This window comes from Curvibacter sp. AEP1-3 (assembly GCF_002163715.1).
Classification (GTDB): domain Bacteria; phylum Pseudomonadota; class Gammaproteobacteria; order Burkholderiales; family Burkholderiaceae_C; genus Allorhodoferax.
The window spans coordinates 593,193-617,966 of the sequence record NZ_CP015698.1 but is presented as its reverse complement, the minus strand read 5'-3'; the positions used below and the strand labels follow the sequence as shown (position 1 = coordinate 617,966).

Here is a 24,774-nt window from a genome sequence, read left to right as displayed (position 1 = left end):
AACGCTGCCCAGATTTTAGGTGGCACCGCACCATTTATTGTGAAAACCAACACACCGGTGCCGGAAATAGGCGACCGGCCTCATATGACCACTACGCTCAAAATTGATTTCGTCTCCGATGTGTCCTGCCCCTGGTGCGCCATCGGCTTGCAATCCCTGGAAACTGCACTTTCCCGCCTTCAAGGCGAGGTCGAAGTACAGATGCAGTTCCAACCCTTCGAGCTCAACCCGCAGATGGTGCCCGAAGGGGAGGACATTACCGAGCACCTGAGCAAGAAGTACGGCTCCAGCCCGGAGCAAGCCGCTGCCGCCCGCGAGAACATCCGCGCCCGGGGTGAGGTGCTGGGCTTCACCTTCAACATGGACAAGCGCGCCCGTATCTACAACACCTTCGATGCGCACCGGCTGTTGCACTGGGCCGAAGACACCGGCTTGCAGACAGCCCTCAAAAAAGCGCTGTTCAAGGCTTATTTCACCGACGGCAAGGACCCGAGCCAGCATGCTGTGTTGATAGAGGCGGCCGAATCGGTGGGTTTGTCCGGCGACGAGGCACGCGAGGTGCTGGCAGGCGATGAGTTTGCCGACGCGGTGCGGGAGCAAGAGCAGTTCTATTTGAATGCCGGCATTCACTCGGTGCCGGCGGTGGTGATCAATGACCGGCACTTGATTTCCGGTGGGCAGCCGCCGGAGGTGTTTGAACAAGCTTTGCGCCAGATCGCTGCGGAGTAGGCGCCCCGCGTATTGATCATGGCTGCGGACACTCCACCGTTCCTCGACCGGCGCCGTGTGTTGGCGATGGCCGGTGCCATTGCAGGGGGCTTGTGGCTGCCGGACGGTGCCCGCGCTCAGCCCCGATTGGTCAGTGACCCTTTTGCACTGGGCGTCGCCAGTGGCTCACCCAGACACGATTCGGTGGTGTTGTGGACACGTTTGGTACAGCTTCAAGCGGCTGACACTGCCGCATGGGGTTCCTCCCCAATAGCTGTGCGCTGGGAGGTGGCGCATGACGAAGGCTTCCAACGCATGGTGCAAACCGGCTCGGTGAATGCAGTTCCGGAGCTGGCGCACTCGGTACACGTAGAAGTGCAGGGCCTGGAGCCGGACCGCTGGTATTTCTATCGCTTCCAAGTCGGCACGGCGGTGAGCGCTATGGGGCGCACCCGCACCTTCCCCGCGCCCGGCGCCGCCGCGCAGAGGCTGCGTCTGGCCTATGCGTCCTGCCAGCATTGGGAGCATGGCTTTTACAGTGCCTACCGGCACATGCGGGCTGAAAATCTGGATGCCGTCATGTTCCTGGGTGACTACATCTACGAATACGGTGGCAGCAGCAAGTCGGTGCGGCGCGTGCCCACCAGCGCCACGATCACCTTGGATGATTACCGCGCCCGCTATGCGCTGTACAAGAGTGACGGTGATTTGCAGGCCATGCACGCTGCCTGCCCGTGGATCATGACCTGGGATGACCATGAGGTGCAGAACGACTATGCCGGCGGGGTGCAAGGTACTTTCGGCCCCGAGGCGCCGGACTTTGCCGCACGCCGTCTGGCGGCCTACCAAGCCTATTACGAACACATGCCCCTGCGCGCTTCCGTGCTGCAAAAAGCCTTGGCGGGTGCAATGCAGCCCGGTAGCGAGCTGCGCTTGTATGACCGTGTAGCCTTCGGTCGTTTGGCGGTGCTGCACACGGTGGACGACCGCCAGTACCGCGACCGGCAGGCCTGTACCAAAGGAGGGGCATTCGGCTCCAGCGGGGTGAATCCTGCGGCCTGCGCGAGCTGGAACGATCCCTCCCGTTCCTTATTGGGCAAGGAGCAGGAGGGCTGGCTGGATCAGTCCTTGGTGGCAGGCGGTGGCACCTGGAGTGTGATCGCTCAGCAGACCGTGTTCGGGCAGCGGGATTTCAGACCCGGCGACGGCCTGGTGCTCCACAACGATGGATGGGACGGCTATGCGCCTGCACGGTCCCGTCTCACACACGCCTTGCAGCGCCACAAGGTCAGCAACCCGGTGTTTTTGGGGGGCGATGTGCACTCCAACTGGGTCGGCCATGTGAAAGCTGATTACGCGCGTCCGGACAGCAAAGCGGTGGGCGTGGAGTTTTGCGGCACCAGCATCACCTCCCGTGGTGGAGACAACAAAGGTCTGGCGGAAGTATTGGCGGAGAACCCGCACTTCGTCATGGCCGACCGCGAGCGGCGCGGCTATGGGGTGGCGGAGTTCACCCCGCAGCAGCTCAGCGTGAGCCTGCGGGTGGTGGACGATGCGACCCGTTTAGACAGCGGTGTGAGCACGCTGGCAGCGTTTGTGGTGGAACAGGGGCAGCCCAAGGTGAACAGCGTCTGAGGGAGCTTGGCAAGCGTTCCAACCGTCTCCTCAGGGTCCTCAGCAGACCATCAGGCCTTCAGTACTTCCAACAGGCGATCCAAACCGCCCTCGTTGATGGCGACCTGCGCTTGCTCGCGCACGGCGGGCTTGGCGTGGTAAGCCACCGAGAGGCCGGCTGCGCCCATCATGGGCAGGTCGTTGGCGCCGTCGCCCATGGCAATGCACTGATCGGGGCGGATGTTCATCAAGGACGCGACTTCCAGTAACGTGCGGCGTTTCTCGGCGCCGTCGCAAATGTCGCCCCAAGCCTGCTGCACCAGGGCACCCGTCAGCGCTCCGTTGTCGATTTGCAAAGCGTTGGAGCGCATGAAGTCGATGCCCAGCAGCTCGCACACGTGCGAGGCAAAGTAGGTGAATCCGCCGCTCACCAGCAGCACTTTGAGCCCCGCTTGTTTGCAGGCGGAGACCAGCGCAGCCGCGCCGGGGTTCAAACGCAGTCGCTCGGTTTTGACGGCGTGCAGGTCGGCCTCGGTCACGCCTTGCAGCAGGGCCAGACGGCGGCGCAAGCTGTCTTTGAAGTCGGTGATCTCGCCGCGCATGGCGGCTTCGGTGATGGCGGCCACCTGGGCCTTGCGTCCTACCGCATCAGCAATCTCGTCGATGCACTCGATGTTGATGAGGGTCGAGTCCATGTCGAAGGCGATAAGCTTGTAGTCGCTCAAGTGCAGTGCATCGGGTAGGTTCTGGACGACGAGGCCGGGAGAAATTTCGTTGCTGGGCATAGGGTGGTTTGCTATAAGTTTAGTAGCTGCTCGCGCACACGGAATGGGCGCCAGAGGCCAATTTGGTTTATGCGGAGGCCTTCTCCGCGACGGGTTGCCCCAGGGATCGCAGGATGTCGCGCACCATCTGTGCCCGGTCTTTGACTTCGGGCAGCTCGCGCTCGATGCGCAGCTTCTCATTGCCGGCCAGCTTGATGTGCTTGTTCTTCTGGATCAGCTCGATGAGCTTGATCATCTCCACCGGCGGGTTCTTCTTGAAGGTGATGTGGATGACGCCGGGTGCGGCGTCAACCTTTATCACCCCGTAAGGCTTGGCGATCACGCGCAGGCGATGCACGTCAATCAGCGTCTGGGCCTGGGCCGGCAGCTTGCCGAAGCGGTCCACAATTTCTTCCAGCAGCCCGTCCACTTGGTCGGTAGTCTTGGCGGTCGCCAGTTTTTTGTAAAAGGACAGGCGCAGGTGCACGTCGCCGCAATAGTCATCGGGCAGCAGGGCGGGGGCGTGCAGGTTGATCTCGGTGGTGACGTTGAGCGGGCTCAGCAGGTCCGGCTCCTGGCCGTTCTTGAGGCAGCGCACGGCTTCCGACAGCATTTCGTTGTACAACTGAAAGCCCACTTCCAGCATGTTGCCGCTCTGGTTTTCGCCCAGCACTTCGCCGGCCCCCCGGATTTCCAGGTCGTGCATGGCCAGGTAAAAGCCGCTGCCCAGTTCTTCCATTTGCTGTATGGCGTCCAGGCGCTGTTGGGCCTGTTTGGTCAGGCCTTCCAGGTCGGGCACCATCAGGTAGGCATAGGCTTGGTGGTGGCTTCGCCCCACGCGGCCGCGCAACTGGTGCAGCTGCGCCAGGCCGAACTTGTCGGCGCGGCTCATGACAATGGTGTTGGCACTCGGCACGTCAATGCCGGTTTCGATGATGGTGGAGCACAGCAGCAGGTTGTAGCGCTGGGCCACGAAGTCGCGCATCACGGCTTCCAGCTGGCGCTCCGGCATCTGGCCGTGGGCCACGGCAATGCGGGCTTCGGGCAGCAGCTCTTCGAGTTTCTGGCGGCGGTTCTCGATGGTCTCCACCTCGTTGTGCAAGAAGTAGACTTGCCCGCCGCGCTTGAGTTCGCGCAGCACTGCTTCGCGGATCACGCCGTTGCCCTCGGTGCGCACAAAGGTCTTGATGGCCAGGCGGCGCTGGGGGGCGGTGGCAATTACGCTCAAGTCGCGCAGGCCTTCCAGTGCCATGCCCAGCGTACGCGGGATAGGGGTCGCGGTGAGCGTCAGCACATCCACCTCGGCCCGCAACGCCTTCATTTGCTCTTTGTGGCGCACGCCGAAACGGTGCTCTTCGTCGATGATCAAGAGCCCCAGGTTTTTGAACTGGGTGGACTCAGACAACAGCTTGTGCGTGCCCACCACAATGTCCACCGTGCCATCAGCCACACCCTTGAGCGCAGCGGTAATTTCCTTTCCACTGCGAAAGCGGCTCATCTCGGCAATCTTCACCGGCCACTTGCTGAAGCGGTCCACCAGGGTCTGGAAGTGCTGCTCAGCCAAGAGGGTCGTAGGCGCCAGAAACGCCACCTGCTTGCCGCCCGTCACGGCAATAAAGGCGGCTCGCAAAGCCACCTCGGTTTTACCGAAACCCACATCGCCGCAGACCAGGCGGTCCATGGGGCGAGGGGAAATCATGTCCTGGATCACGCAGTGGATGGCGGCCTTCTGGTCGGCGGTTTCGTCAAAGCCGAAGTCGTTGGCAAAGGTCTCGTAATCGCCCGGGCTGTAGCGGAAGGGGTGTCCTTCGCGGGCGGCACGGCGGGCGTAGATATTGAGCAGCTCGGCCGCACTGTCGCGCACCTGCTCAGCGGCCTTGCGCTTGGCTTTTTCCCACTGGCCGCTGCCCAGGCGGTGCAGGGGTGCTTCGTCAGCGCTCACGCCGGTGTAGCGGGAAATCAGCTGCAGCTGGCTCACCGGCACATAGAGCGTGGCCTTGTCGGCGTATTCCAGGTGCAAAAACTCTTGCAACTCAGGCTCACCGGCGGCGTTTTTGTTGCCCATGTCCATGTGCATCAGCCCACGGTAGCGGCCTATGCCGTGCGCGCTGTGCACCACCGGGTCGCCCACGTTGAGCTCGGAGAGGTCTTTGATCAGCGCTTCCACATCGCTGACTTGCTCTTGCTTTTTGCGGCGGCGTGTCGTGGGGCCGGCGGCAAACAGCTCGGTCTCGGTGATCAGGTCAATGCCGGCTTCCAGCCAGCTGAAGCCCTTGGTCAGACCCGAGGTGGCAATGCCTATGGGCTCTTTGCTGTCCAGAAATTCGTGCAGGCTGTCAAAGGCGGGCGGGCTGAACTGTGAGGCGCGCAAAAAGTCCAGCAGGCTTTCGCGCCGGCCATCGCTCTCGGCCAGCACCAGCAGGCGCTGCTGGGTGTTGCGGGCGTGCTGTTTGAGCAAGGCCAGCGGCTCTTCGGTGCCGCGCACCACGCCCAGCTCGGGCAGCGGGCTGACCTCAGAAAACTCGGTGCCTTCGGACTGGGCGCGAATGGCCAGTTGGGCATGCTCGTTGGCCTTGGCGTAAAACTGCTCCGTGCCGAGAAACAGGCTCTCGGGCGGCAGCACCGGGCGGTCCGGATCGCCCTGTACCAGGCGGTAGCGGTCTTTGGTGTCTTGCCAGAAACGCTGGAAGGCCGGCTCCAAGTCGCCATGTAGCACCACGGTGGCGTCTTCGCCCACGTAGTCGAACACGGTGGCTGTTTCTTCAAAGAACAGCGGCAGGTAGTACTCAATACCCGCGGTGGCTACGCCATTGCCGATGTCCTTGTAGATGCGGCTCTTGGTCGGGTCGCCGTCCAGCAATTCGCGCCAGCGGCTGCGGAACTTGGCACGGGCGTCGTCGTCCATGGGGAACTCGCGGCCGGGCAAGAGGCGCACTTCGGGCACCGGGTACAGGCTGCGCTGGCTGTCGGGGTCGAAGGTGCGGATGCTGTCGATCTCGTCGTCAAACAAGTCTACGCGGTAAGGTACTAGGCTTCCCATGGGGAAGAGGTCGATCAGCCCGCCGCGCACCGCGTATTCGCCGGGACTCACCACCTGCGTGACATGGCTGTAGCCTGCCAGCGTGAGCTGGCTTTTGAGGCGTGCCTCGTCCAGCTTTTGTTTGACCTTGAACTCGAAGGTGTAGCCCGCCAGAAAGCTGGGGGGGGCCAAGCGGTACAGCGCGGTGGTGGCGGGCACGATGACCACGTCAGCCCCATTTTCCTTGTCGCGCTGGCTGATTCGCCACAGCGTGGCCAGACGCTCACTGATCAAATCCTGGTGGGGCGAAAAGGTGTCGTAAGGCAGGGTTTCCCAGTCGGGGAAGAGGGCGCAGCGCAAGTCGGGCGCGAAGAAGGCAATTTCTTCCAAAAGGCGCTGTGCGTCGCTTGCGTCTGCCGTCACCACCGTCATCGGCTTGCCCGCTGCTTTCTCCCGGGTGCCTAGGCGCGCCAGCAACATGGCGTCGGCAGAGCCGGTGGGGCGGGGCAGGGTGAAACGTTTGCCGGGGGTAAGCTTGGGAAGATCCATGAATCGGTGGGGTGCAGTCTGGGCGGCCAAAATAGGTGCAGCCGCCTGAAAGGGCGGCTGGCGTGCAAACAGCCCCACGCCAGAAAAATCGGGTGTGGGGCTGGATTGCGCTGGAGTGATTTTAGAATGGTCGCTCCCTCTATGACCCAAACACCTCCCATATCCCCTTTGTCGCCTGCCGACGCGCGCCCGGTCCCGTCACACTCCGCTGCGGATCCTCGACTTTGGGGTCTGGTGCCCTGCGCAGGCACTGGCAGCCGCTCAGGTGCTGCCGGCCCCAAGCAATACGCCGTGTTGGGCGGCCGGGCCATGGTGCTGCACACCCTGCAGGCCTTGGCTGCGGTGGAGCGATTGGCGGGTATTCAGGTGGTGGTGTCGGCCGGGGATACTTTCTTTGGGTCTGCACACGCGCCTGAAGGTGCTCCTGTTTTTGTAGCTGCCTGCGGAGGTTCCACCCGCGCTGGAAGTGTGTTGAATGGACTTTCTGCTTTGCTGGAGCAGGGTGCTCAAGCGCAGGATTGGGTGCTGGTGCACGATGCCGCGCGCTGTCTGCTCACAGCCGCCGATGTGGACCGGCTGATTGACGCGTGCCAGCACGATGCCGTCGGTGGTCTGCTGGCCTTGAAGCTGCCCGACACCCTGAAGCAAGAACAGGGCGGCCGCGTAGCCGCGACGATAGACCGCAGTGACAAGTGGCTGGCCCAAACGCCGCAGATGTTCCGCATCGGTGCCCTGCAGACTGCCTTGCGGTCGGCCGGTGATGCGGTGACGGATGAGGCCAGCGCGCTGGAGTTCATGGGGCAAAGCCCTAAGCTCGTCGAAGGCAGTGCGCAGAATTTCAAGGTCACTTACCCGCAAGACTTTGCGCTGGCTGCCGCGGTGCTGGCTGCGCGAGTCTGATGGTTGGCGGAAATACTATCTTTTTCATAGCTGCTCGCGCATATTCCATGGGCGCGAGAGGCAAATTTGAAGCAAAAACCGGAATCCATACATGAACATCCGCATCGGTGAAGGCTGGGACACCCACCAACTGGTCGAAGGCCGCAAGCTCATTCTGGGCGGCGTCGAGATCCCCCATACAAAGGGCTTGCTGGGCCATTCGGACGCCGACGCCTTGCTGCACGCCATTACCGACGCACTACTCGGGGCCGCAGCGTTGGGTGACATCGGCAAGCACTTTCCAGACACGGATGCTCAGTACAAAGGCGCCGATTCCACCGTACTGCTCGCCAAAGTGGCAGCCGATGTGCGGGCGCTGGGCTACCACATCGTCAACCTCGATAGCACCGTGATCGCCCAGGCGCCCAAGCTGGCACCGCACATTCAGGCCATGCGGGAGCGCATTGCTTTTGTGCTGGATCTGGATATCGGCTGCGTGAACGTCAAAGCCAAAACGGCAGAGAAGATGGGCCCGGTGGGAGAGGGTCGCGCCATGGAGGCGCGAGCCGTCGTGTTGCTTAGTAAACCCTGAGCTTTCTGATCGTAGGTGTCAGAAGCGGGTGGCCCGCTGCAGACGCAGATTGGCCGACAAGCCCCCGGAGCTGGAGTTGGCTATATGAAAAGTGCCGCCCATGCGCTGCATGGTTTTTTCAACAATGGCCAGTCCCAAACCGGCTCCGTTGGCGGCGGTGCGTGCAGCTTCGCCGCGAAAAAAAGGCTGGGTGAGCTGGTAAAGCTGTTCGGGCGCGACACCGATGCCGTGGTCACGGACCTTCACCAGCACCCACTTGTCTTTGGCTATTGCCGAAATGTGGATGTCCGCAATGCCGGTATGCACTGATTTTCCATAACGCCGGGCGTTCTCCAGCAGGTTGGTAATGACTCGGCCTAGCTCTACCTCATCGGCATAGACCAGCATGTCATCTTCCATGTCCACACGCACTTGCACGTCCGGCAGCTTGCGCATGGAATAAATGCAGGTGTCCACCACGTCGCCCAAGACCACAGGCGTGAGGCTCACCCGGTCAGGTCGGGCGTAGTCGAGAAACTTGTCGATGATGGCGTCGAGCTGGCTGATATCCGCCGCCATGTGGGCGCGGGCCTCTTCGTTGTTGACGCTCATCTCGGTTTCCAGGCGCAGGCGGGCCAGAGGGGTGCGCAGATCGTGCGAAATGCCGGCCAGCATCAGCGCGCGGTCTTGCTCCACTTTGGCCAGTTTCTGGGCCATGCGGTTGAAGCCGATATTGACCTCGCGGATTTCGCTGGTGTTGACATGTTCATCCAGCTGGCTGGCGCTGAAGTTGCCTTCACGCATGCGGCTGGCCGCAAACGAAAGCTCTTTGAGTGGGCGATTGATCAGGCCCGCAATCAGTGCCGCACCGGCCAGGGACATGACAGTGGCTACCAAGAGCCAGATCAGCCAGGTCGTGCCACCTGCAGGGTTGAACTTGGCTTGGTCGGTTTGTAGCCAGTAATCATCCCCGTCGATTACAAAGCTGACCCACAGGCCCGGCTGGCCATTCATGCTGCTGGCCACCACGGTGCCCTTGCCCAGGCGGGTGCCCAGCTCAGCCACGACCCGGCGGCTGAAGGCGTCGTTGTCCTTGGACTCAAAGGTGTCGCTAGGCTCGCGCGGCACGATGCGCAGACCTTCCTCATCCTTCATGGTCTTGATGAGTGAAATGCGGGCAATGCCGTCGGCATAGACCAACGCCGCCCGGCTCAGATTGACCTGGGAGGCCAGCAACTGGGCTGTCTGCACGGCACGGGGTTCAAATTCCAGGGCTCGCAGAGTCTGCAGCCACGCCAGGATGCTGCCGATCAGCAGAATGGCGATCAGGAAAAAGGTGCGCCAGAACAGACTGACCCGGGAGAACGGCTTGCGCCATCCACTGGGTTCATCCTCCGCTAGGTCGGCCGGAGCGCTGGCGTCAAAGTCGGGAATTTGGGTAGCTTGCAATCGGTGAAACCTGTGGCTCAGGCGGATGCTTCGTCTGGAACAAATACGTAGCCTACACCCCAGACCGTCTGGATAAAGCGGGGGGTGGTGGGGTCGGTTTCCAACAGCTTACGCAGTCGGGAAACCTGAACGTCCAGGCTGCGGTCGAAAGGCTCGAACTCGCGGCCACGGGACAACTGCGCCAGCTTTTCGCGGGAGAGCGGAATGCGGGGGTGGCGCACCAGTGCCTTGAGCATGGCGAATTCACCGGTGGTGAGGGTGATTTCCTGATCCGCTTTTTTCAGGGTGCGCAGTCCGAGGTCAAACACAAACGTGCCGAACCTGACGATTTCGTTGTCGCTGGATGGCGCGCCCGGGGCTTCCTGGGTAGGCCGGCGGCGCAGCACAGCGTGGATGCGTGCCAGCAATTCACGGGGGTTGAAGGGCTTGCCCAGATAATCGTCCGCCCCGACTTCCAGTCCCACGATACGATCAATGTCCTCGCCCTTGGCGGTCAGCATGATGACGGGGGTCACATCGTTGGCAGCACGCAGGCGGCGGCAGATGGAGAGGCCGTCTTCGCCCGGCATCATCAAATCCAGCACGATGAGGTCGGCCGTCTCCCGGAGCATGATGCGGGTCAGGGATTTGCCGTCTTCGGCCAACAACACTTCAAAGCCTTCCTGGGTGAGGTAGCGGCGCAGCAGGTCACGGATGCGCGCGTCATCATCCACCACAAGGATTTTGTTGGGTCGGTTGGATTGGGCTTGCATGTCGTCCTCAAATATGTAACAGGCCGGATTTTGCGCGGATGGAGCCACAAACCACCGGCGTAAGGCCCAGCTTTGACACTATGTTACAAATCTGGGGCGCGCTTTACAGCGTTGCGCCGGCCGAACTGCCACCATCAAGGTTCGCTATTTGACTGTCGATCATGCACCTAATCCGGATCATTGTCCCGTCCCTGCTGGCTTGCACCACCGTGTGGGCGCAGCCCACTGCGCCCCGCCCGGGCCCAGGTGCGGAAGCATCTCGTCCTGCCCCGACCGACGGAGCCAAGCGCCGGAGTGAGCTGAAGGCGGTGCTGCGATCCAACGGGGAGCAAGCCGCCGGAGGCAATGCGGGCCTGGATGCAAGCCAGCGACAGCAATTGCGCCGGCAGTTGCGCGAGCAAAGCAGCCAGTGAATGGCTTCGGGCCCATAAGCCCGCAAAAGCTAGCGAAATCCCTATAAAAGACGCTGCTCAAAAAACAGGCTGCGCGCCATAATCTCCCGAATAACTATTCAGGGAGAGACGTTTGGTTTTCCATAACGATCTTGGCTGCGGGAGCGCCCCTTGGCATTAGACCTTGTCAAAAGCGTCGCCTTGTTGCTGGCGCTCAGCCTCACTTACAGCTTCACCATCCGCTCCTTGCGCAGGAGAGGGGTGCTGAGCGAGGTTGCTACCGGTTTTTTGTTCGCTGCCATTTGCATGGTGGCCGTTTTGAATCCGGTGTCGTTGTCCCCCGGCTTGCAGGTCAATGGAAGCACCGTCGTGCTGAGCATGGCGGCGGCAATAGGCGGGCCGGTGGCCGCTTGCTTGGCGGCTGCGCTGGCGCTGCTTTTTTATCTTGATGTGGGCGACTTCGCCGGTTGGAGCGGAGTGCTGGCCATGGTGGTGAGCACGGCTGCGGGATTGGCGTATCACCAGTGGGGTCGCACCGCGGTTCGCGAGCAGTGGCTGGGGTGGATGCCGTTGTTCAGTTTGGTCAGCCAGCTGCTGACCTTGGCCTGCCTGTTGTTCTTTCAACCGGGTGTCACGGACCCGGATTTCTCCCGGATGTTGTCCGCCTGGTTGATTTATGCCTTGGCAGCCTGGGGCCTGGGCCGCATTATGGACGATGCACGCCAACGCTTGCAGGGCGAAGATGCGCTGCGCGCCCACGAGGCCCGCTTGCGTGCCACCGTCCATGCCATACCGGACCTGCTGTGCCTCCTGGACAAAGACGGCAAATTGGTGGAGGTGCTCAGTCAGGTCGGCCCGGGTTCGGGCATGAACGTTTCCGGCATGGTCGGCCACACACTGCATGACGTTTTTCCGGCATCTGAAGCAGACCGGGTGCTGAGTCAGATCCGGGCTACGTTGCAGACCAGTACCACACTCACGTTTGAAGTCGACTTGCCCACCCTTCAGGGACCCCGTCGCCTGGAGGGGCGCACCCACGCACTCGGTGCGGAGGAAGGTGACGACAACCTGGTCGTGCTGCTCGCACGGGATGTGACCAACCGTCATGCTGCTGCCGAGGCCCTTCGTGCGTCGGAAATGCGATTTCGCAGCCTGTTGCAAAACATCAGTGCAGTGGCCGTGCAAGGGTTCACGCCTGACGGTACGATTACTTACTGGAATCATGCCTCTGAACTGCTTTATGGCTATAGCGAGGAGGAAGTTTTGGGGCGCAATCTGGTCGAGGTGTTGGTGCCACCGGAGGCGCGATCAGAATTCAGGAGTTTGATTGCCGGCATGCTGGAATCGGGCCGGGCGCCCGAAGCTCGCGAAATGATGTTGCTGCACAGAACGGGTCGGGAAGTGCCGGTTCTGACGGGCCATGCCGCGGTGGCCGGGCACGGCAACGACAAGGAGCTGTTCCGATTTGATATTGACCTCAGTGAGCGCAAGCAAACTGAAGCCGAGTTGCGGGTGGCGGCGACCGCATTCGAAGCCCAGGAGGGCATGATGGTCACCGATGCGCATCGGCGGATTTTGCGGGTTAACGAGGCGTTTACCCGGATCTCGGGCTATGAGGATGTAGAAGTCATCGGCAACACCCCGACCATGTTCAGCTCAGGCTGGCATGACAATGCCTTTTACGAGGAGCTGAATGCCTCGTTGGCCAGTACCGGTACGTGGCAAGGCGAGATGTGGAACCGCCGCAAAAATGGCGAAATCCATCCCCAGTGGCTGCACATCACGGCGGTCAATGATGAAACCGGAGCAGTCAGCCATTTTGTTGCGACAGTGACCGACATCACGCAACGCAAGGCGGCCGAAGACCAGATTCGTCAGCTCGCGTTTTACGACCCGCTGACCGGCTTGCCGAACCGCCGCATGCTGATCGACCGTTTGCGGCACGCCCTGGCCAGCAGTGCGCGCAGTGCCCATTGCGGCGCACTGTTGTTCATTGACCTGGACCACTTCAAGAACCTGAACGACACCTTGGGGCATGACAAGGGGGACTTGCTGCTGCAGCAGGTTGCGCAACGCTTGCTCGATACCGTGCGGGAAGAAGACACGGTTGCCCGGCTGGGTGGCGACGAATATGTGGTGATGCTTGAAGGCCTGGACGAATTCCATGACATTGCAGCCTCTCAGGCGACGGCAGTGGGTGAAAAAATCATCGCCAAGTTGAATTGGCCCTATCAGCTCGCCGGCCATGAGTTCCACAGCACGCCCAGCATGGGCCTGACGCTTTTCAATGGCCATGAGGTCGAGGTGGAAGATCTCTTGAAGCAGGCGGACCTCGCGATGTACCAAGCCAAAGGCGCAGGTCGCAATGGCTTGCGCTTTTACGACCCGCAAATGCAGGCAGCAGTTACCAAGCGCGCTGAGCTGGAGGCCGACATACGCCAAGGCATTTTGTTCGGTCAGTTTGAGTTGTTTTTCCAGCCACAGGTAGATAAATCAGGTTGCGTCATGGGGGCCGAGGCCCTGTTGCGCTGGAACCATCCAACGCGTGGCATGGTGTCGCCGGCGGAGTTCATTCCGGTGGCAGAAGACTCGGGCCAGATCCTGACCTTGGGCAGCTGGATTCTGGAGGCCGCATGCGCCCAGCTGGTCGCTTGGGCCGCGGACCCGGAGACTCGCGCGCTGACGCTGGCTGTCAACGTCAGCTCCCGGCAATTCCGGCAGCAGGATTTTGCGCAGCATATTCTGGACATGCTGGACTACACCGGTGCCAATCCGCACTGCCTCAAGTTGGAGCTCACTGAAAGTCTGTTGGCCGACAACCTGGACGATGTGATCGTCAAGATGTCTGCCCTGCGCGCCCGTGGTGTCGGCTTTTCGCTCGATGATTTCGGCACGGGCTATTCATCACTTTCGTACCTCAAGCGCTTGCCGCTGGATCAGCTCAAGATTGACCAGTCCTTTGTCCGGGATGTGTTGACCGACCCGAACGATGCCGCCATCGTTCAAACCATCTTGGCACTGGGCAAAACGCTGGGCCTGAAGGTCATCGCCGAAGGGGTTGAAACCGGTGAGCAACGCGACTTTTTGGTTGCAAACGGATGCAACAGTTACCAAGGCTATTTGTACAGCCGGCCGGTGCCTGCCGATGAGTTTTTGCGCTATGTCCATGCTGTCTCGGTCCGGGAAGACGTGGCATGAATTCGAATGAGCTCAGATCCGGCATCCACCGGCACCGAATCCGCCTGATTCTGTGGGTGAGTGCCGGTCTGTTGATGGGCTTGGGGGCAGGGTGGTCGGTGTTCTTCGGACTGACCGGCGAGTACGAGGTGGCCGTCGTTGAGTTCGGGTTGTTGTTGACCGGGGGGTGTGTTGCCTGGTTGACGCATTTGCGCCGGACGCGGGCGGCTTTCTTGTTGGTGTCGCTGGTGACGTATGTCGTGATCGGTCTGTTCTCCCTCTACTTTGATGTTCCGGATGCAGTGGCTCCGCGAACCTCCCACCTCTTTTTGCTGGTCTTGACCCTGGCGTCCTTGCTCGTGTTGCGCAATGAACCGCCGGTTCTGCGGTGGTCCCTGACAGCCGTGCTGATGGTAACGTTTGTGGTGTTCGCCAGCACGTCCTGGAGCATCCCTTCTGAATTCAACATACCTGCATCTGTGCGCAGGATCGGCGTGTGGATCAATGCCAGTACAGCGATGTTGGGGATGTTGGCGCTGGTGCACATTTTGCTGACGGAAACAGCCGAGGCGAATACCCTGGAGCGTGACATAGAGCGGGGTATTGCCCGCAACGAGTTCTTTCTGGTGTACCAGCCGCAGGTGCAGTCCGACGGGCGGGCCATGGGTGCAGAGGCGCTTCTGCGCTGGCGCCATCCCCAACTGGGGCTGGTGTCACCCGGTGACTTCATTCCGGTGGCAGAGGAGTCTGGGCTCATACTTCCATTGGGAAGCTGGGTGTTGCAAGAGGCTTGCCAAACCTTGCAGCGTTGGGCCAAGCTGCCTGTCATGGCAGGGCTGAGCCTGTCGGTCAACGTCAGTGCCAAGCAGTTTTTGCAGGCAGATTTTGTACAGCAGGTGGCCAGTGCTATGGAGCGACATGGTGTGGTGGCCGCCCGCCTGAAGCTGGAATTGACGGAAAGCATGTTGGTCCAGGACATGAACGACATCATCGCCAAGATGCACAGTCTCCATGCGCTGGGCGTGGGCTGCTCGCTGGATGACTTCGGCACCGGATTTTCTTCGCTCAGCTACCTGAAAAAACTTCCCCTGGACCAGATCAAAATCGACCAGGCCTTTGTGCGCGACGTGCTTACCGATCCCAGCGACGCAGCCATTGCCCGCACTGTGCTGCAACTGGGTGAGAGCCTGGGGTTTGCGGTGATTGCAGAGGGGGTCGAGACGGAAGGCCAACGTGACTTCCTGCTCGCCAACCATTGCAGGCTGTTCCAGGGCTATCTGTACAGCCGTCCGCTGGCCTCCATTGATTTTGAAATGTATGTGGCCGATAAGTTAGTGGCGAAACTTTGATGACATACTGACACCGCCTTGAGCCACAGCAGCCCCTTCCACACGGATTTTCATGCCAGATAACCAGACAGCCAGAAGCGGCGATGACAGCCGCGGTCGACAAGTAGCCAAGAGCCTGTTGGGGCGGTTCGAGTTGATCCGCATTCTGGGTAAGGGCGCCCAAAGTACGGTGTGGCTGGCCTTCGACCCGCGCATGGAGCGCGAGGTGGCCGTCAAGGTGATGCGTCCGGGTGCCGGTGTCGACGGGCAGGCTGTGGCGCAATGGCTGCAAGAGGCCCGCAGCGTGGGGCGGGTGACTCACCCCAACATCGTGCCAGTCTATGAGGCTGACATCCACGAAGCGCAGCCTTACCTGGTGTTTGAGTACATAGCCGGCAACACGCTGGACCAGCACCTGAAACAGAATGGGGCGCTGCCAGCCAGCCAGGCAGTCGCCCTGATGATGGATGTACTTGATGCCGTGGCGGTGGCCCATGCCGCCGGTGTGGTACATCGGGACCTGAAGCCTTCCAATATCGTGATCGATGGAGCGGGCCGGGCGCGGGTCATGGATTTCGGCATTGCGGCCCGTATCCCCGATGCCAACAGCAAAGAGTCCAACCCCGGGAGCGGGGGCACTATCGGCTACATCTCCCCGGAAGCTGCAAATGGCGCTGCACCCAGCCCCGCCATGGACATTTTTTCGGCCGGTTTGGTGCTGGCGGAAATGCTGATGGGCCGTCAGCTGGTGATGGAGACCGATCCCTACCGGGCAATTTACCGTATCACCAACGAGCAACTGGATCTCCCCAAGGTAATGCCTGCCGGGGTGGACGATCAGCTGCGTGCCATCGTGTTGCGGGCGCTGGCCAAAGACAATTCCAAGCGGTTTGTCAGCGCACGGGTATTCCAAAGCGAGCTGGAGCTGTGGGTGCAGTCCCTGCAAGGGCCCGCACAAGCCAGCGAAGCGGCCAACAACGCCACCCTGGAGTTTTTGCTGCGGCGCATGCGGCACAAGAGCGACTTTCCGGCGTTGTCGGATTCGGTGACCCGTATCCAGAGCATGGCGCGCTCTGACAAAGAGAGCGTGGGCAGTGTCACCAATGAAATCCTCAAGGACGTGGCACTGACTAACAAGCTGTTGCGTCTGGTCAACAGTGCGCACTATGCACGGGGCGGCAGCATCAGCACCGTGTCCCGGGCTGTGCACCTGGTGGGCTTCAACGGCATCCGCAATATGGCGCTCAGCTTGGTATTGCTGGAGCACATGCAGGACAAAGCCCATGCGGCCCAGCTCAAAGAAGAGTTTTTGCGCTCGCTGATGGCCGGCTCCATTGGGGGAGAGCTCTGCCCCGTGGTGCGCGACAGCGAAGAGGCGTTTATCGGATCCATGTTCCAGAATCTGGGCCGGTTGTTGGCGCAGTTCTATTTCCCGGAAGAGGCCAACAACATCCGGACTCTGACCCAGTCAGCCCGGGACCGCAAGACCGAGGAAGCCGCATCCATCAGTGTGCTGGGGCTGAGCTATGAAGAGCTGGGCCTGGGTATCGCCAAAAGCTGGGGTTTACCCCCGGGTATCCAGCGCTGCATGCGTAAGCCCACAGGTACCCCGCCGCCAACGCCCCCGTCCGATGCGGCAGAGCGCATCCGGTGGATTGCACTCGCATCCAATGAAATCGCGGACGTGCTTCTGCGCAGTGATGCCAAAGATGTGGACGACCGTATTGCCGCTGTTACCAAGAAGTATGCGAATGTGATGGGCAGCAGCATCAAGCTGGTCAACGAGGCCACCGCCAAGGCCCGCCTCAAGCTGGTGGACCTTGCCAATGCCATGGACATTCATGTGGCGCCGGGATCTGCAGCTGCCAAGTTGCTTCAGCTGCCGGTAGAGCTCACCAGCCGCGCCGCGCCCTTGCAGGCGGAAACAGACGGCAATCTGGGCAGCTTTGCGCTGCAAGCCACCCAGGCCGCCCCCTTGGATGAACCCGGTGCGCCGCTTTCTACCCGCCGCAGCAACCTGGTGGCCGAAACACTTTCCGCGGGCATTCAAGACATCACCAACGCCATGGTGGATGACTTCAAGCTCACCGACGTGCTGCGCATGATTTTGGAAACCATGCTGCGTGCGCTGGAGTTTGACCGCATCATTTTTTGCATGCGCGACGCCAAGACGGAAATGATGACCGGCCGCTTCGGTTTGGGGCAGGGCGTGGAGGCGCACATCAAAGGCTTCAAGACCCACCTCAAGGCTGCTTCGCCGGATTTGTTCGGAGTCGTGTGCGTCAAAGGCGCCGACACCATGATCAGCGACACCGCCGAGTTGCGCATCGTGCAGCGGCTGCCCGCGTGGTACCGCAGTGGCCTGAATGCACCGGCATTTTTGCTCTTGCCCTTGCAGATCAAGGGCGCTCCTTTCGGCCTGATTTACGCCGACAAGCTCAAACATGGCGCACTGGAGTTGGACGAAAAAGAACTGGCCTTGCTGCGCACCTTGCGTAACCAGGCCGTGATGGCGTTCAAGCAGTCCAGCTGAGCGTGTGAGTCTGAATAAGAAAAGCCCCTGCAGGTTCCTGCAGGGGCTTTTTGCTATTGAATTCATAGCTTCTCGCGCATATCTATCGGGCGCCAGGGCCCGATTTTCTTCGAAATTACTGCGCTGTCCAGCCACCGTCCATATTCCATGCCACGCCGCGCACGTTGTCGCCAGCGGGGGAGCAGAAAAACACGGCCAAGGCGCCCAGCTCCTCGGGCGTGGTGAATTGCATGGAAGGCTCCTTTTCGCCCAACAGCTGTTTGGTAGCGTCCGCGTTGCTGATGCCTTGCGCGGCAGCTTTGGCGTCCACCTGCTTTTGCACCAGCGGGGTGAGCACCCAGCCGGGGCAGATGGCATTGCAGGTCACGCCGGTGGTAGCGTTTTCCAGCGCTGTCACTTTGGTCAGACCCACCACACCGTGTTTGGCGGCCACATAGGCCGACTTTTCGGCCGAGCCCACCAGCCCGTGGACGGACGCCACGTTGATGATGCGGCCCCAGTTTTTGGCTTGCATGGCGGGCAGGGCCAGGCGCGTGGCGTGGAAGGCGCTGCTCATGTTGATGGCGATGATGGCGTCCCATTTCTCGATGGGGAAGTTTTCGACCCGCGCCACATGCTGGATGCCCGCGTTGTTGACCAGAATGTCCACGCCGCCAAAAGTGGCCCTGGCGTGCTCGATCATGGCTGCGATCTCGGCAGGCTTACTCATGTCCGCACCGTGGTAGGTCACTTGCACGCCCAGAGCGGCCACTTCGGCCTTGGGGCCTTCGACGTCGCCAAAGCCGTTAAGCACGATGTTGGCGCCTTGTGCGGCCAGTGCCTTGGCGATACCCAAACCGATGCCGCTGGTGGAGCCGGTAACGAGGGCGGTTTTACCTTTCAACATGCGTCTTCCTTCACAAAGTGGTGGGGGGATTCCATTAGGATGTGGTCATTATCAAACGAGTGACTGCACCATGGCTGAACCTACGCTGAATTACGTACCCTGCGCTGACGCCAACGGTCCGCGCCGCATGGCGTATTGGCAGTGGGGCGCTGCGGAAGCCGCCCACACCGTGGTGTGTGTGCATGGCCTCTCGCGACAGGGTCGCGACTTTGACGTGCTGGCGCAGGCCTTGGTAGCCCGCGCTTCCCAGCCTATCCGTGTGGTCTGTCCTGACGTGGCCGGACGTGGCCAGAGCGATTGGCTGAAGGACCCTGCCGGCTATGGCGTGCCGACCTATGCCGGCGACGTGTTGGGTCTGTTGGCACACCTGAAGCCCGCCACCCTGGATTGGGTGGGCACCAGCATGGGCGGCCTGATTGGCTTGGCGGTGACTGCGCATGCACAGTCGGTGGGTGTGAAGGTACGTAAATTGGTGCTCAACGACGTGGGCCCGGTGATCCAGTGGTCGTCGCTACAGCGCATTGGCACCTATCTGGGTCGCGCGGTGAGCTTCGATGATTTGCAGCAAGCGGCTGATGCCATGTGGGCGATCTCGAGCAGTTTCGGGCCGCACACGCCGGCGCAGTGGCTGGAGTTGTCGCGCCACATGGTCAAGACCCTGCCGGACGGCAAAGTGGGGCTGCACTACGACCCTGCGATAGCCATCCCGTTCAGGGCGGTGACAGAGGAGCTGGCGCTGGCCGGCCAGGCGCAACTGTGGCAGCTGTACGACGCCATCACGGCAGACACTTTGTTGCTTCGCGGCGCGGAATCTGACCTCTTGTCACCCGAGACGGCACTGGCCATGACGCAGCGTGGCCCCAAAGCCCGCCTGGTGGAGTTTGCCGGTGTGGGCCACGCCCCGACCCTGATTGCACAAGACCAACAGGACGCAGTGACTTCTTTTTTGCTGGGGTAACGTTCCCCGCCTTGTGAGCCTTCCATGAAAAGTTTGTATGCCGGGGACTTACCCACGGCCACCCCGCAAGTGATTGCGGCCACCGCAGACAGCCTGCCCGAGCAGGCCGGAGCCCTGCAGCGCGCTCGCGCCTTTGCAGAGCCTTTGTTGGCGACGCAATCACTGGATACTGGCGAAAACGTGCTGCAACACGCGGATGCCGTAGCCGCCATCTTGCGCACCATTGGCGGCTCCGAGGCGATGCAGGCTGCCAGCTACCTGGTGTATGCCTGTGACCACCTGAACAAGCCCCACGAAATCATCGCCAAAGCTTTCGGCGACAACTTTGCCGACCTGGCCCTGGAAACCACCAAGCTGGTGCGCTTGCAGCGTATGGCACGGCTGGCCCAGCAGTCGGCCAGCCACAGCAGTAGTGCGGCACCCATGGCGCAAACCGCCGCAGCACAGACGGAGAGCGTTCGCAAGATGCTGTTGGCCTTCAGCAAAGACCTGCGTGTGGTCATGCTGCGCTTGGCGTCGCGCTTGCAGACCTTGCGGCACTTTGCGGCGACCAAGTTGCCGGTGCCGCCGGGGCTGGCTTCTGAGGCCCTGCAGGTGTTTGCGCCACTGGCCAACCGGCTGGGCATCTGGGAAATCAAATGGGAGATGGAGGACTTGTCGTTCCGCTTCCTCGAGCCCAATACCTACAAGCAGGTCGCCAAGCTGCTGGACGAAAAACGGACAGAGCGGGAAGCCTCGGTGGACCGACTGCGCCAGCAGTTGGCGGACGAGTTGGTAGCGCAGGGCGTGCACGCCACCGTGCAGGGCCGACCCAAACACATTTACAGCATCGTCAAGAAGATGCGGGGCAAGTCGCTGGGCTTTGAGCAGGTGTACGACATACGGGCGCTGCGCATCGTGGTGCCCACGGTGCCGGACTGCTACGCGGCACTCAGCCTGGTGCACACCCGCTTTACACCGATCACTGAAGAATTTGACGACTACATCGCCCGCCCCAAGCCCAATGGGTATCAGTCGCTGCACACGGTAGTTAGAGACGCAGGCAGCCAACCCATTGAGGTGCAAATCCGCACCCAGGCCATGCACGACCATGCCGAGCATGGTGTGGCCGCCCACTGGGCCTACAAAGAGGCGGGCGCCAAAGGCTATGGCGGCAGCGTGACGGCCGCCGGCGAGTACGACGCCAAGATTGCTGTGCTGCGCCAATTGCTGGCCTGGGAGCGCGACCTCTCCGGCGCCCATGCGTCCGACGGGCAGGGTATGTTTGACGACCGCATCTATGTGCTCACGCCGGATGCCGCCATTGTGGAGCTGCCGCAGGGGGCAACCGCGGTGGACTTTGCCTACAGCGTGCACACCAACCTGGGCCACCGTTGCCGGGGTGCCAAGGTGGATGGCGCCATGGTGCCGCTGAATACTCCGCTCAAAAACGGCCAGACCGTGGAAGTGACTGCCGTGAAAGAGGGCGGCCCCTCGCGCGACTGGCTCAACCCCGAGCTGGGCTATCTGGTCAGTCACCGGGCGCGCGCCAAGGTGCGGGCCTGGTTCAATGCGCTGGCCATGGGTGAGACCATGGCCAAGGGCCGCGAGGCGGTAGAAAAGCTGCTGCAGCGTGAAGGCAAAACCGCTATCAAGCTCGACGACCTGGCCAGCCAGCTGGGCTTCCACAATGCCGACGCCTTGTTTGAGGTGGTGGGCAAAGACGAGTTTTCACTGCGCAACATCGAGCTGCTGCTGCGCCCGCCAGAGCCCGCCGGCACGCAGGACGACTACATGCCGCTCAAGAAGCCGCGTGGTGTGTCCGGCGGCAAGGGCGGGGTACTGGTGGTGGGCATCGATTCGCTGATGACCCAGTTGGCCAAGTGCTGCAAGCCGGCACCGCCGGATTTGATCAGCGGCTTTGTGACCCGGGGCAAGGGCGTGAGCGTGCACCGGTCGGACTGCTCCAACCTGCGCAACATGGTGCAACGCAGTGGCGACCGCCTGATCGAGGTGGAGTGGGGCGCCCCGGGCGGCAAAGACGGGAACGTGTACCCGGTGGACGTTGCAGTTGAGGCTTTGGACCGCCAGGGCTTGCTGCGCGATATCTCGGAGGTGTTCGCCAAAGAAAAGATGAATGTCATCGGGGTGCAAACCCAGTCTGTCAAAGGCACCGCTTGGATGACTTTCACTGTAGAAGTGGCCGAGTCCGGCCGCTTGACCCGGGTGCTCAAGATCGTGAATGAGCTATCCGGCGTGCGCTCTGCGCGGCGGCGCTAAACAGTTCCGCGCTAATCCAGCGCCACCTCGTGCAAAGGCACACCGCAGAGTTCTGCGAGTGCTTTGATGGCCATGGCATGGTCGTCCCGCTGCGGGATGCCTGAAACGGTCACCACCCCGACCACACCCACGCCGCGTACCCGAATGGGAACGCTACCGCCGTGCGTGGCGTAGTCGCGCAGGGGCAGGCCTTGCTTGGCCTCCAGAGTGCTGCCTTCTTTTTCGAGCTTCAGGTTGAGCGCGTACGAGCTGGTGTGCAACAGCTCTACCGAGTTGCGCTTGCGCCGTGCCCAGTCCGCATTCGTGGGGCCAGTGCCGGGCATGCTGTAGAAGAACACGGTGTCCTTGCCCAGCCGGATTTCAATCGCCAGTGCCACGCCGGCTTCTTCGCTAAGGGCCTTGATGCGGCTGCCCAGCGCCCATGCGGTGCGCTGGTCAAAGGCGTCAAACTGCAGGCGCTCCTCCTGCAGGGCGAGGCGGGCGAGGTCAGTGTCTATGGTCATGGTTTTTGCTATCAATTAAGGAGCTGCTTGCGCATATTCCATGAGCGCGAGGTGCTTGTTCGATGATGAATTGGCCCCTCAGGCCGCCAGCAGCTGAATGGCCATCCAGAGGCAAATCACCAGCTGTACGCTCCAGAAACTGGCTCGCACAAACACCTGCAGCGGGCCGGTGCCCCACAGGTGCGCCAGTGTCTGGCCGATCCGGGCGTAGAGCACGAAGGGCGCGATCGTTTGAATGGAGTTGGTCTTGTCCATCAGGCTGGCCGCAAGCACCAGCGCCGCAAACACCGGCAGGTTTTCCATGCAGTTGGCGTGGGCGTCTTCGAGGCGTTTGACCAAGCCGGCATCGTCCTGCGGTTTGTTGCCCCGCGGCCAGTGATTGATGGGCGTACCCCGCAGAAAGCGCAGCCCGCGGTACAAAAACACCAGCGTGATCAAGGCCAGCGTCCAAAGTGCAAAACCCACCAATGCTTGCAATGCAGTCATGAAACTTTTCTCCTTTGTTGTGATGCGAAACCATAGCAGACCGCCCCCTAGGGGCAACCCGCATTACATGGGGGCAGCTCGGCGTGGCATGTTGCTGCGGTACTGGCCGGGAGTGCTGCCGGTCCAACCCTTGAAGGCGCGAATGAATGAGTTGCCATCCTGAAAGCCCAGCAGCCACGACACTTCGCCGGGCGTGATGGCATCCTGGCGCAGGTAGTGCTCGGCCAGCTCCCGGCGGGTGCGGTTGAGCACATCTTGAAAGCTCAGGCCTTCTGCGAGCAACTGCCGTTGCAAGGTCCGCCGACTGGTGAGCAGTTTGGTAGCTACATCGTCAATGCCGCTACGCCCGCCGGGCAGCAACCCCAGCAAGGCGCTGTGCACCCGCTCAGAGGCTTTGGCCGAGTGGTCCTGATCGGTGATGCGCTTCATCAAGGCGGGCTCAAAGCTCTCCCACATGGCGTTGTCTTCGGTCAAAAACGGGTGTCCTGCGTCTTGAGGGCTGAATGTGATGCGGTTACGGTCGGCGGCTTGCAAGGCGCAGCCGAAGAAGGCCTCCAGCGGGGCGCAGTCATCCGGTAATTGCACCAGCTCCACCCGCAGGGGCACCACCTGTTTGCGGGTGGCCAGACGCGCCAGCTGGGTAAAAAACACCATTTCGGTGGCCGCAAGGCTGCGGGGCAGATGCCCTTCATAGCCGTAGCAGCTCAAATCCGCCGATGTGCCGTTGGAGGTGACTTGCACTTCCAGAATCATGGGCCCGATAAGGCGCTTGAAGCTGGAGAGCCGCTGCAGTGCCACATTCATGTTGGGGGCACACAGGCTGGCGAAGATGGGCGGATCAAACGCCTCGACCGAAATGGCCCGGCCGAAGCGCAGGGGCAAGTCGTCGCCACCGGCCACTTGCTCCATGCCGTTCCAGAGCTTGAAGAAGTCAGCCGGGCTCAGGCTGGCATCCGGGCGCGAAAACATGTCGCCCGGCAGGCCTGCCCACGCGAGCACCTCACCCACGGGGAGCGCCATGTCGGCCAGAAGCAGCTTCCAGCCGCGTTGGATGGCAAATTTGCTGGCGTGTTTCACCGGGTGCTCCTGTCAGGTGGCGATGATTACTTCATCTGGCTCATGACCGCCATGTCAAAGAAGCGGTCACCGAACCATTTGCGGATGAACATCAGTGGTTTGGCCATTTTGCCTGCCACGTAGCGGGTTTTGGGCTTGGGGGCGGCGATGGCTTCGGCGATCACGTCCGCAATCACGGAAGCCGGGGACGCAGCATTGGGCTTGCTGTAAGCGTCGCCAGTGGCCTTGGCCACGATGTGTGCCAGCTTGGCGTAGGGGCCTTTGCCGGAGCGTTCCAGCAGCGGGCCGGTCATCACGTCGCCGAACTCCGTGGCAATGATGCCGGGCTCCACGATCACCACCTGAATGCCGAAGGGTGCCAGCTCCAGGCGCAGGCAATCGCTCCAGCCCTCCAGAGCGTGCTTGGTGGCGTGGTACCAGCTACCCAGCGGGGTATACATCTTGCCGCCCATGGACGAGATGTTGATGATGCGCCCGCGCTGCTGGCTGCGCATATGAGGCAGCACCAATTGGGTCATGCGGGCCAGGCCGAAGAAGTTCACATCGAACTGGTAGCGCGCATCGGCCATGCTGGTGTCTTCCATGGCACCGTAGATGCCGAAGCCGGCGTTGTTCACCAGCACGTCCACGCCGCCGTGGGCTGCGGTGATTTGCGCGATACCGGCTTGCATCTGGGCTTCATCAGTGACATCCATTTTGAGGGGATGTGCACCCAGAGCCTGCAGGTCTTGCATCAGCTCGACGCGGCGCGCAGCGGTGTAGACCACATGGCCTTGGCGAAGCAGTAACTTGGCGGCTTCTTTGCCCATGCCGGATGAAGCACCGGTGATGAGGACGACTTGGGGGCGTGAAGATGTAGACATGGCGTTT

Annotated in this window: 19 protein-coding genes; 10 read left to right on the top strand and 9 right to left on the bottom strand. The window is 61.5% G+C overall.

Translation table 11 applies throughout. From position 1 onward, the window contains the following. Positions 1-84: 84 nt before the first annotated feature. Entirely contained in the window at positions 85-729 is a 645-nt protein-coding gene (locus AEP_RS02975) for a DsbA family oxidoreductase (protein WP_087494019.1), read from the top strand. 18 nt (positions 730-747) lie between these two features. After that, entirely contained in the window at positions 748-2,343 is a 1,596-nt protein-coding gene (locus tag AEP_RS02970) for an alkaline phosphatase D family protein (RefSeq protein WP_087494018.1), read from the top strand. A 50-nt stretch (positions 2,344-2,393) separates the two neighbouring features. Here AEP_RS02970 and serB read toward each other — a convergent pair whose 3' ends face one another. Beyond that, the gene (gene serB, locus AEP_RS02965) at positions 2,394-3,107 is read right to left on the bottom strand and encodes a phosphoserine phosphatase SerB (RefSeq protein WP_087494017.1); all 714 of its coding nucleotides are present in this window, start codon (positions 3,105-3,107) and stop codon (positions 2,394-2,396) included. 67 nt (positions 3,108-3,174) lie between these two features. Further along, a complete protein-coding gene (mfd, locus tag AEP_RS02960; RefSeq protein ID WP_087497152.1) occupies positions 3,175-6,654 on the bottom strand; it encodes a transcription-repair coupling factor in 3,480 nt (1,159 codons plus the stop codon). Positions 6,655-6,795: 141 nt separating this feature from the next. On the opposite strand from mfd, the gene ispD reads away from it, so the two are divergent. Together ispD and ispF are read left to right on the top strand one after the other, a co-directional pair. After that, a complete protein-coding gene (gene ispD / locus AEP_RS02955; RefSeq protein ID WP_232459911.1) occupies positions 6,796-7,554 on the top strand; it encodes a 2-C-methyl-D-erythritol 4-phosphate cytidylyltransferase in 759 nt (252 codons plus the stop codon). A gap of 91 nt (positions 7,555-7,645) precedes the next feature. Then, positions 7,646-8,125, top strand: a complete 480-nt coding sequence (ispF, locus tag AEP_RS02950) for a 2-C-methyl-D-erythritol 2,4-cyclodiphosphate synthase (RefSeq protein WP_087494015.1) — start codon at positions 7,646-7,648, stop codon at positions 8,123-8,125. Between the two features lie 18 nt (positions 8,126-8,143). On the opposite strand, the gene AEP_RS02945 is transcribed toward ispF, so the two are convergent. Together AEP_RS02945 and ompR are read right to left on the bottom strand one after the other, a co-directional pair. Then, complete coding sequence (locus tag AEP_RS02945; protein WP_442873350.1) at positions 8,144-9,553, bottom strand: ATP-binding protein; 1,410 nt, start codon at positions 9,551-9,553, stop codon at positions 8,144-8,146. A gap of 17 nt (positions 9,554-9,570) precedes the next feature. Continuing rightward, positions 9,571-10,305 carry an osmolarity response regulator transcription factor OmpR gene (ompR, locus tag AEP_RS02940; RefSeq protein ID WP_087494014.1) on the bottom strand — a complete coding sequence of 245 codons (735 nt, stop codon included), beginning with the start codon at positions 10,303-10,305 and terminating at the stop codon, positions 9,571-9,573. A 161-nt stretch (positions 10,306-10,466) separates the two neighbouring features. On the opposite strand from ompR, the gene AEP_RS02935 reads away from it, so the two are divergent. The 4 genes from AEP_RS02935 to AEP_RS02920 all read left to right on the top strand — a co-directional run bounded on the left by AEP_RS02935 (position 10,467) and on the right by AEP_RS02920 (position 17,735). Then, positions 10,467-10,718 carry a hypothetical protein gene (locus AEP_RS02935; RefSeq protein ID WP_087494013.1) on the top strand — a complete coding sequence of 84 codons (252 nt, stop codon included), beginning with the start codon at positions 10,467-10,469 and terminating at the stop codon, positions 10,716-10,718. A gap of 150 nt (positions 10,719-10,868) precedes the next feature. Continuing rightward, entirely contained in the window at positions 10,869-13,895 is a 3,027-nt protein-coding gene (locus AEP_RS02930) for a sensor domain-containing protein (RefSeq protein ID WP_087494012.1), read from the top strand. Then, complete coding sequence (locus AEP_RS21305; RefSeq protein WP_087494011.1) at positions 13,892-15,223, top strand: putative bifunctional diguanylate cyclase/phosphodiesterase; 1,332 nt, start codon at positions 13,892-13,894, stop codon at positions 15,221-15,223. The genes AEP_RS02930 and AEP_RS21305 overlap by 4 nt, the downstream gene beginning before the upstream one ends. Positions 15,224-15,275: 52 nt before the next feature. Then, complete coding sequence (locus AEP_RS02920; protein ID WP_087494010.1) at positions 15,276-17,735, top strand: serine/threonine protein kinase; 2,460 nt, start codon at positions 15,276-15,278, stop codon at positions 17,733-17,735. Between the two features lie 115 nt (positions 17,736-17,850). On the opposite strand, the gene AEP_RS02915 is transcribed toward AEP_RS02920, so the two are convergent. Next, the gene (locus AEP_RS02915; protein WP_087494009.1) at positions 17,851-18,621 is read right to left on the bottom strand and encodes a 3-hydroxybutyrate dehydrogenase; all 771 of its coding nucleotides are present in this window, start codon (positions 18,619-18,621) and stop codon (positions 17,851-17,853) included. A gap of 70 nt (positions 18,622-18,691) precedes the next feature. Between AEP_RS02915 and AEP_RS02910 the strand changes: the two genes are divergently transcribed. Further along, on the top strand, positions 18,692-19,579 hold the full coding sequence (locus AEP_RS02910; protein ID WP_087494008.1) for an alpha/beta fold hydrolase: 888 nt from the start codon (positions 18,692-18,694) through the stop codon (positions 19,577-19,579). A 24-nt stretch (positions 19,580-19,603) separates the two neighbouring features. Then, positions 19,604-21,838 carry a RelA/SpoT family protein gene (locus tag AEP_RS02905; RefSeq protein ID WP_087494007.1) on the top strand — a complete coding sequence of 745 codons (2,235 nt, stop codon included), beginning with the start codon at positions 19,604-19,606 and terminating at the stop codon, positions 21,836-21,838. A gap of 11 nt (positions 21,839-21,849) precedes the next feature. Here the strand turns inward: AEP_RS02905 and AEP_RS02900 are convergent, their stop codons facing one another. The 4 genes from AEP_RS02900 to AEP_RS02885 form a co-directional block, all read right to left on the bottom strand. Beyond that, on the bottom strand, positions 21,850-22,341 hold the full coding sequence (locus tag AEP_RS02900; protein WP_087494006.1) for a heme-degrading domain-containing protein: 492 nt from the start codon (positions 22,339-22,341) through the stop codon (positions 21,850-21,852). Between the two features lie 78 nt (positions 22,342-22,419). Next, on the bottom strand, positions 22,420-22,827 hold the full coding sequence (locus AEP_RS02895; protein ID WP_087494005.1) for an MAPEG family protein: 408 nt from the start codon (positions 22,825-22,827) through the stop codon (positions 22,420-22,422). A gap of 63 nt (positions 22,828-22,890) precedes the next feature. Continuing rightward, positions 22,891-23,904, bottom strand: coding sequence for an AraC family transcriptional regulator (locus AEP_RS02890; protein ID WP_087494004.1), 1,014 nt, complete (start codon positions 23,902-23,904; stop codon positions 22,891-22,893). A gap of 26 nt (positions 23,905-23,930) precedes the next feature. Next, positions 23,931-24,767, bottom strand: a complete 837-nt coding sequence (locus AEP_RS02885; protein ID WP_087494003.1) for an oxidoreductase — start codon at positions 24,765-24,767, stop codon at positions 23,931-23,933. Positions 24,768-24,774 lie beyond the last annotated feature (7 nt).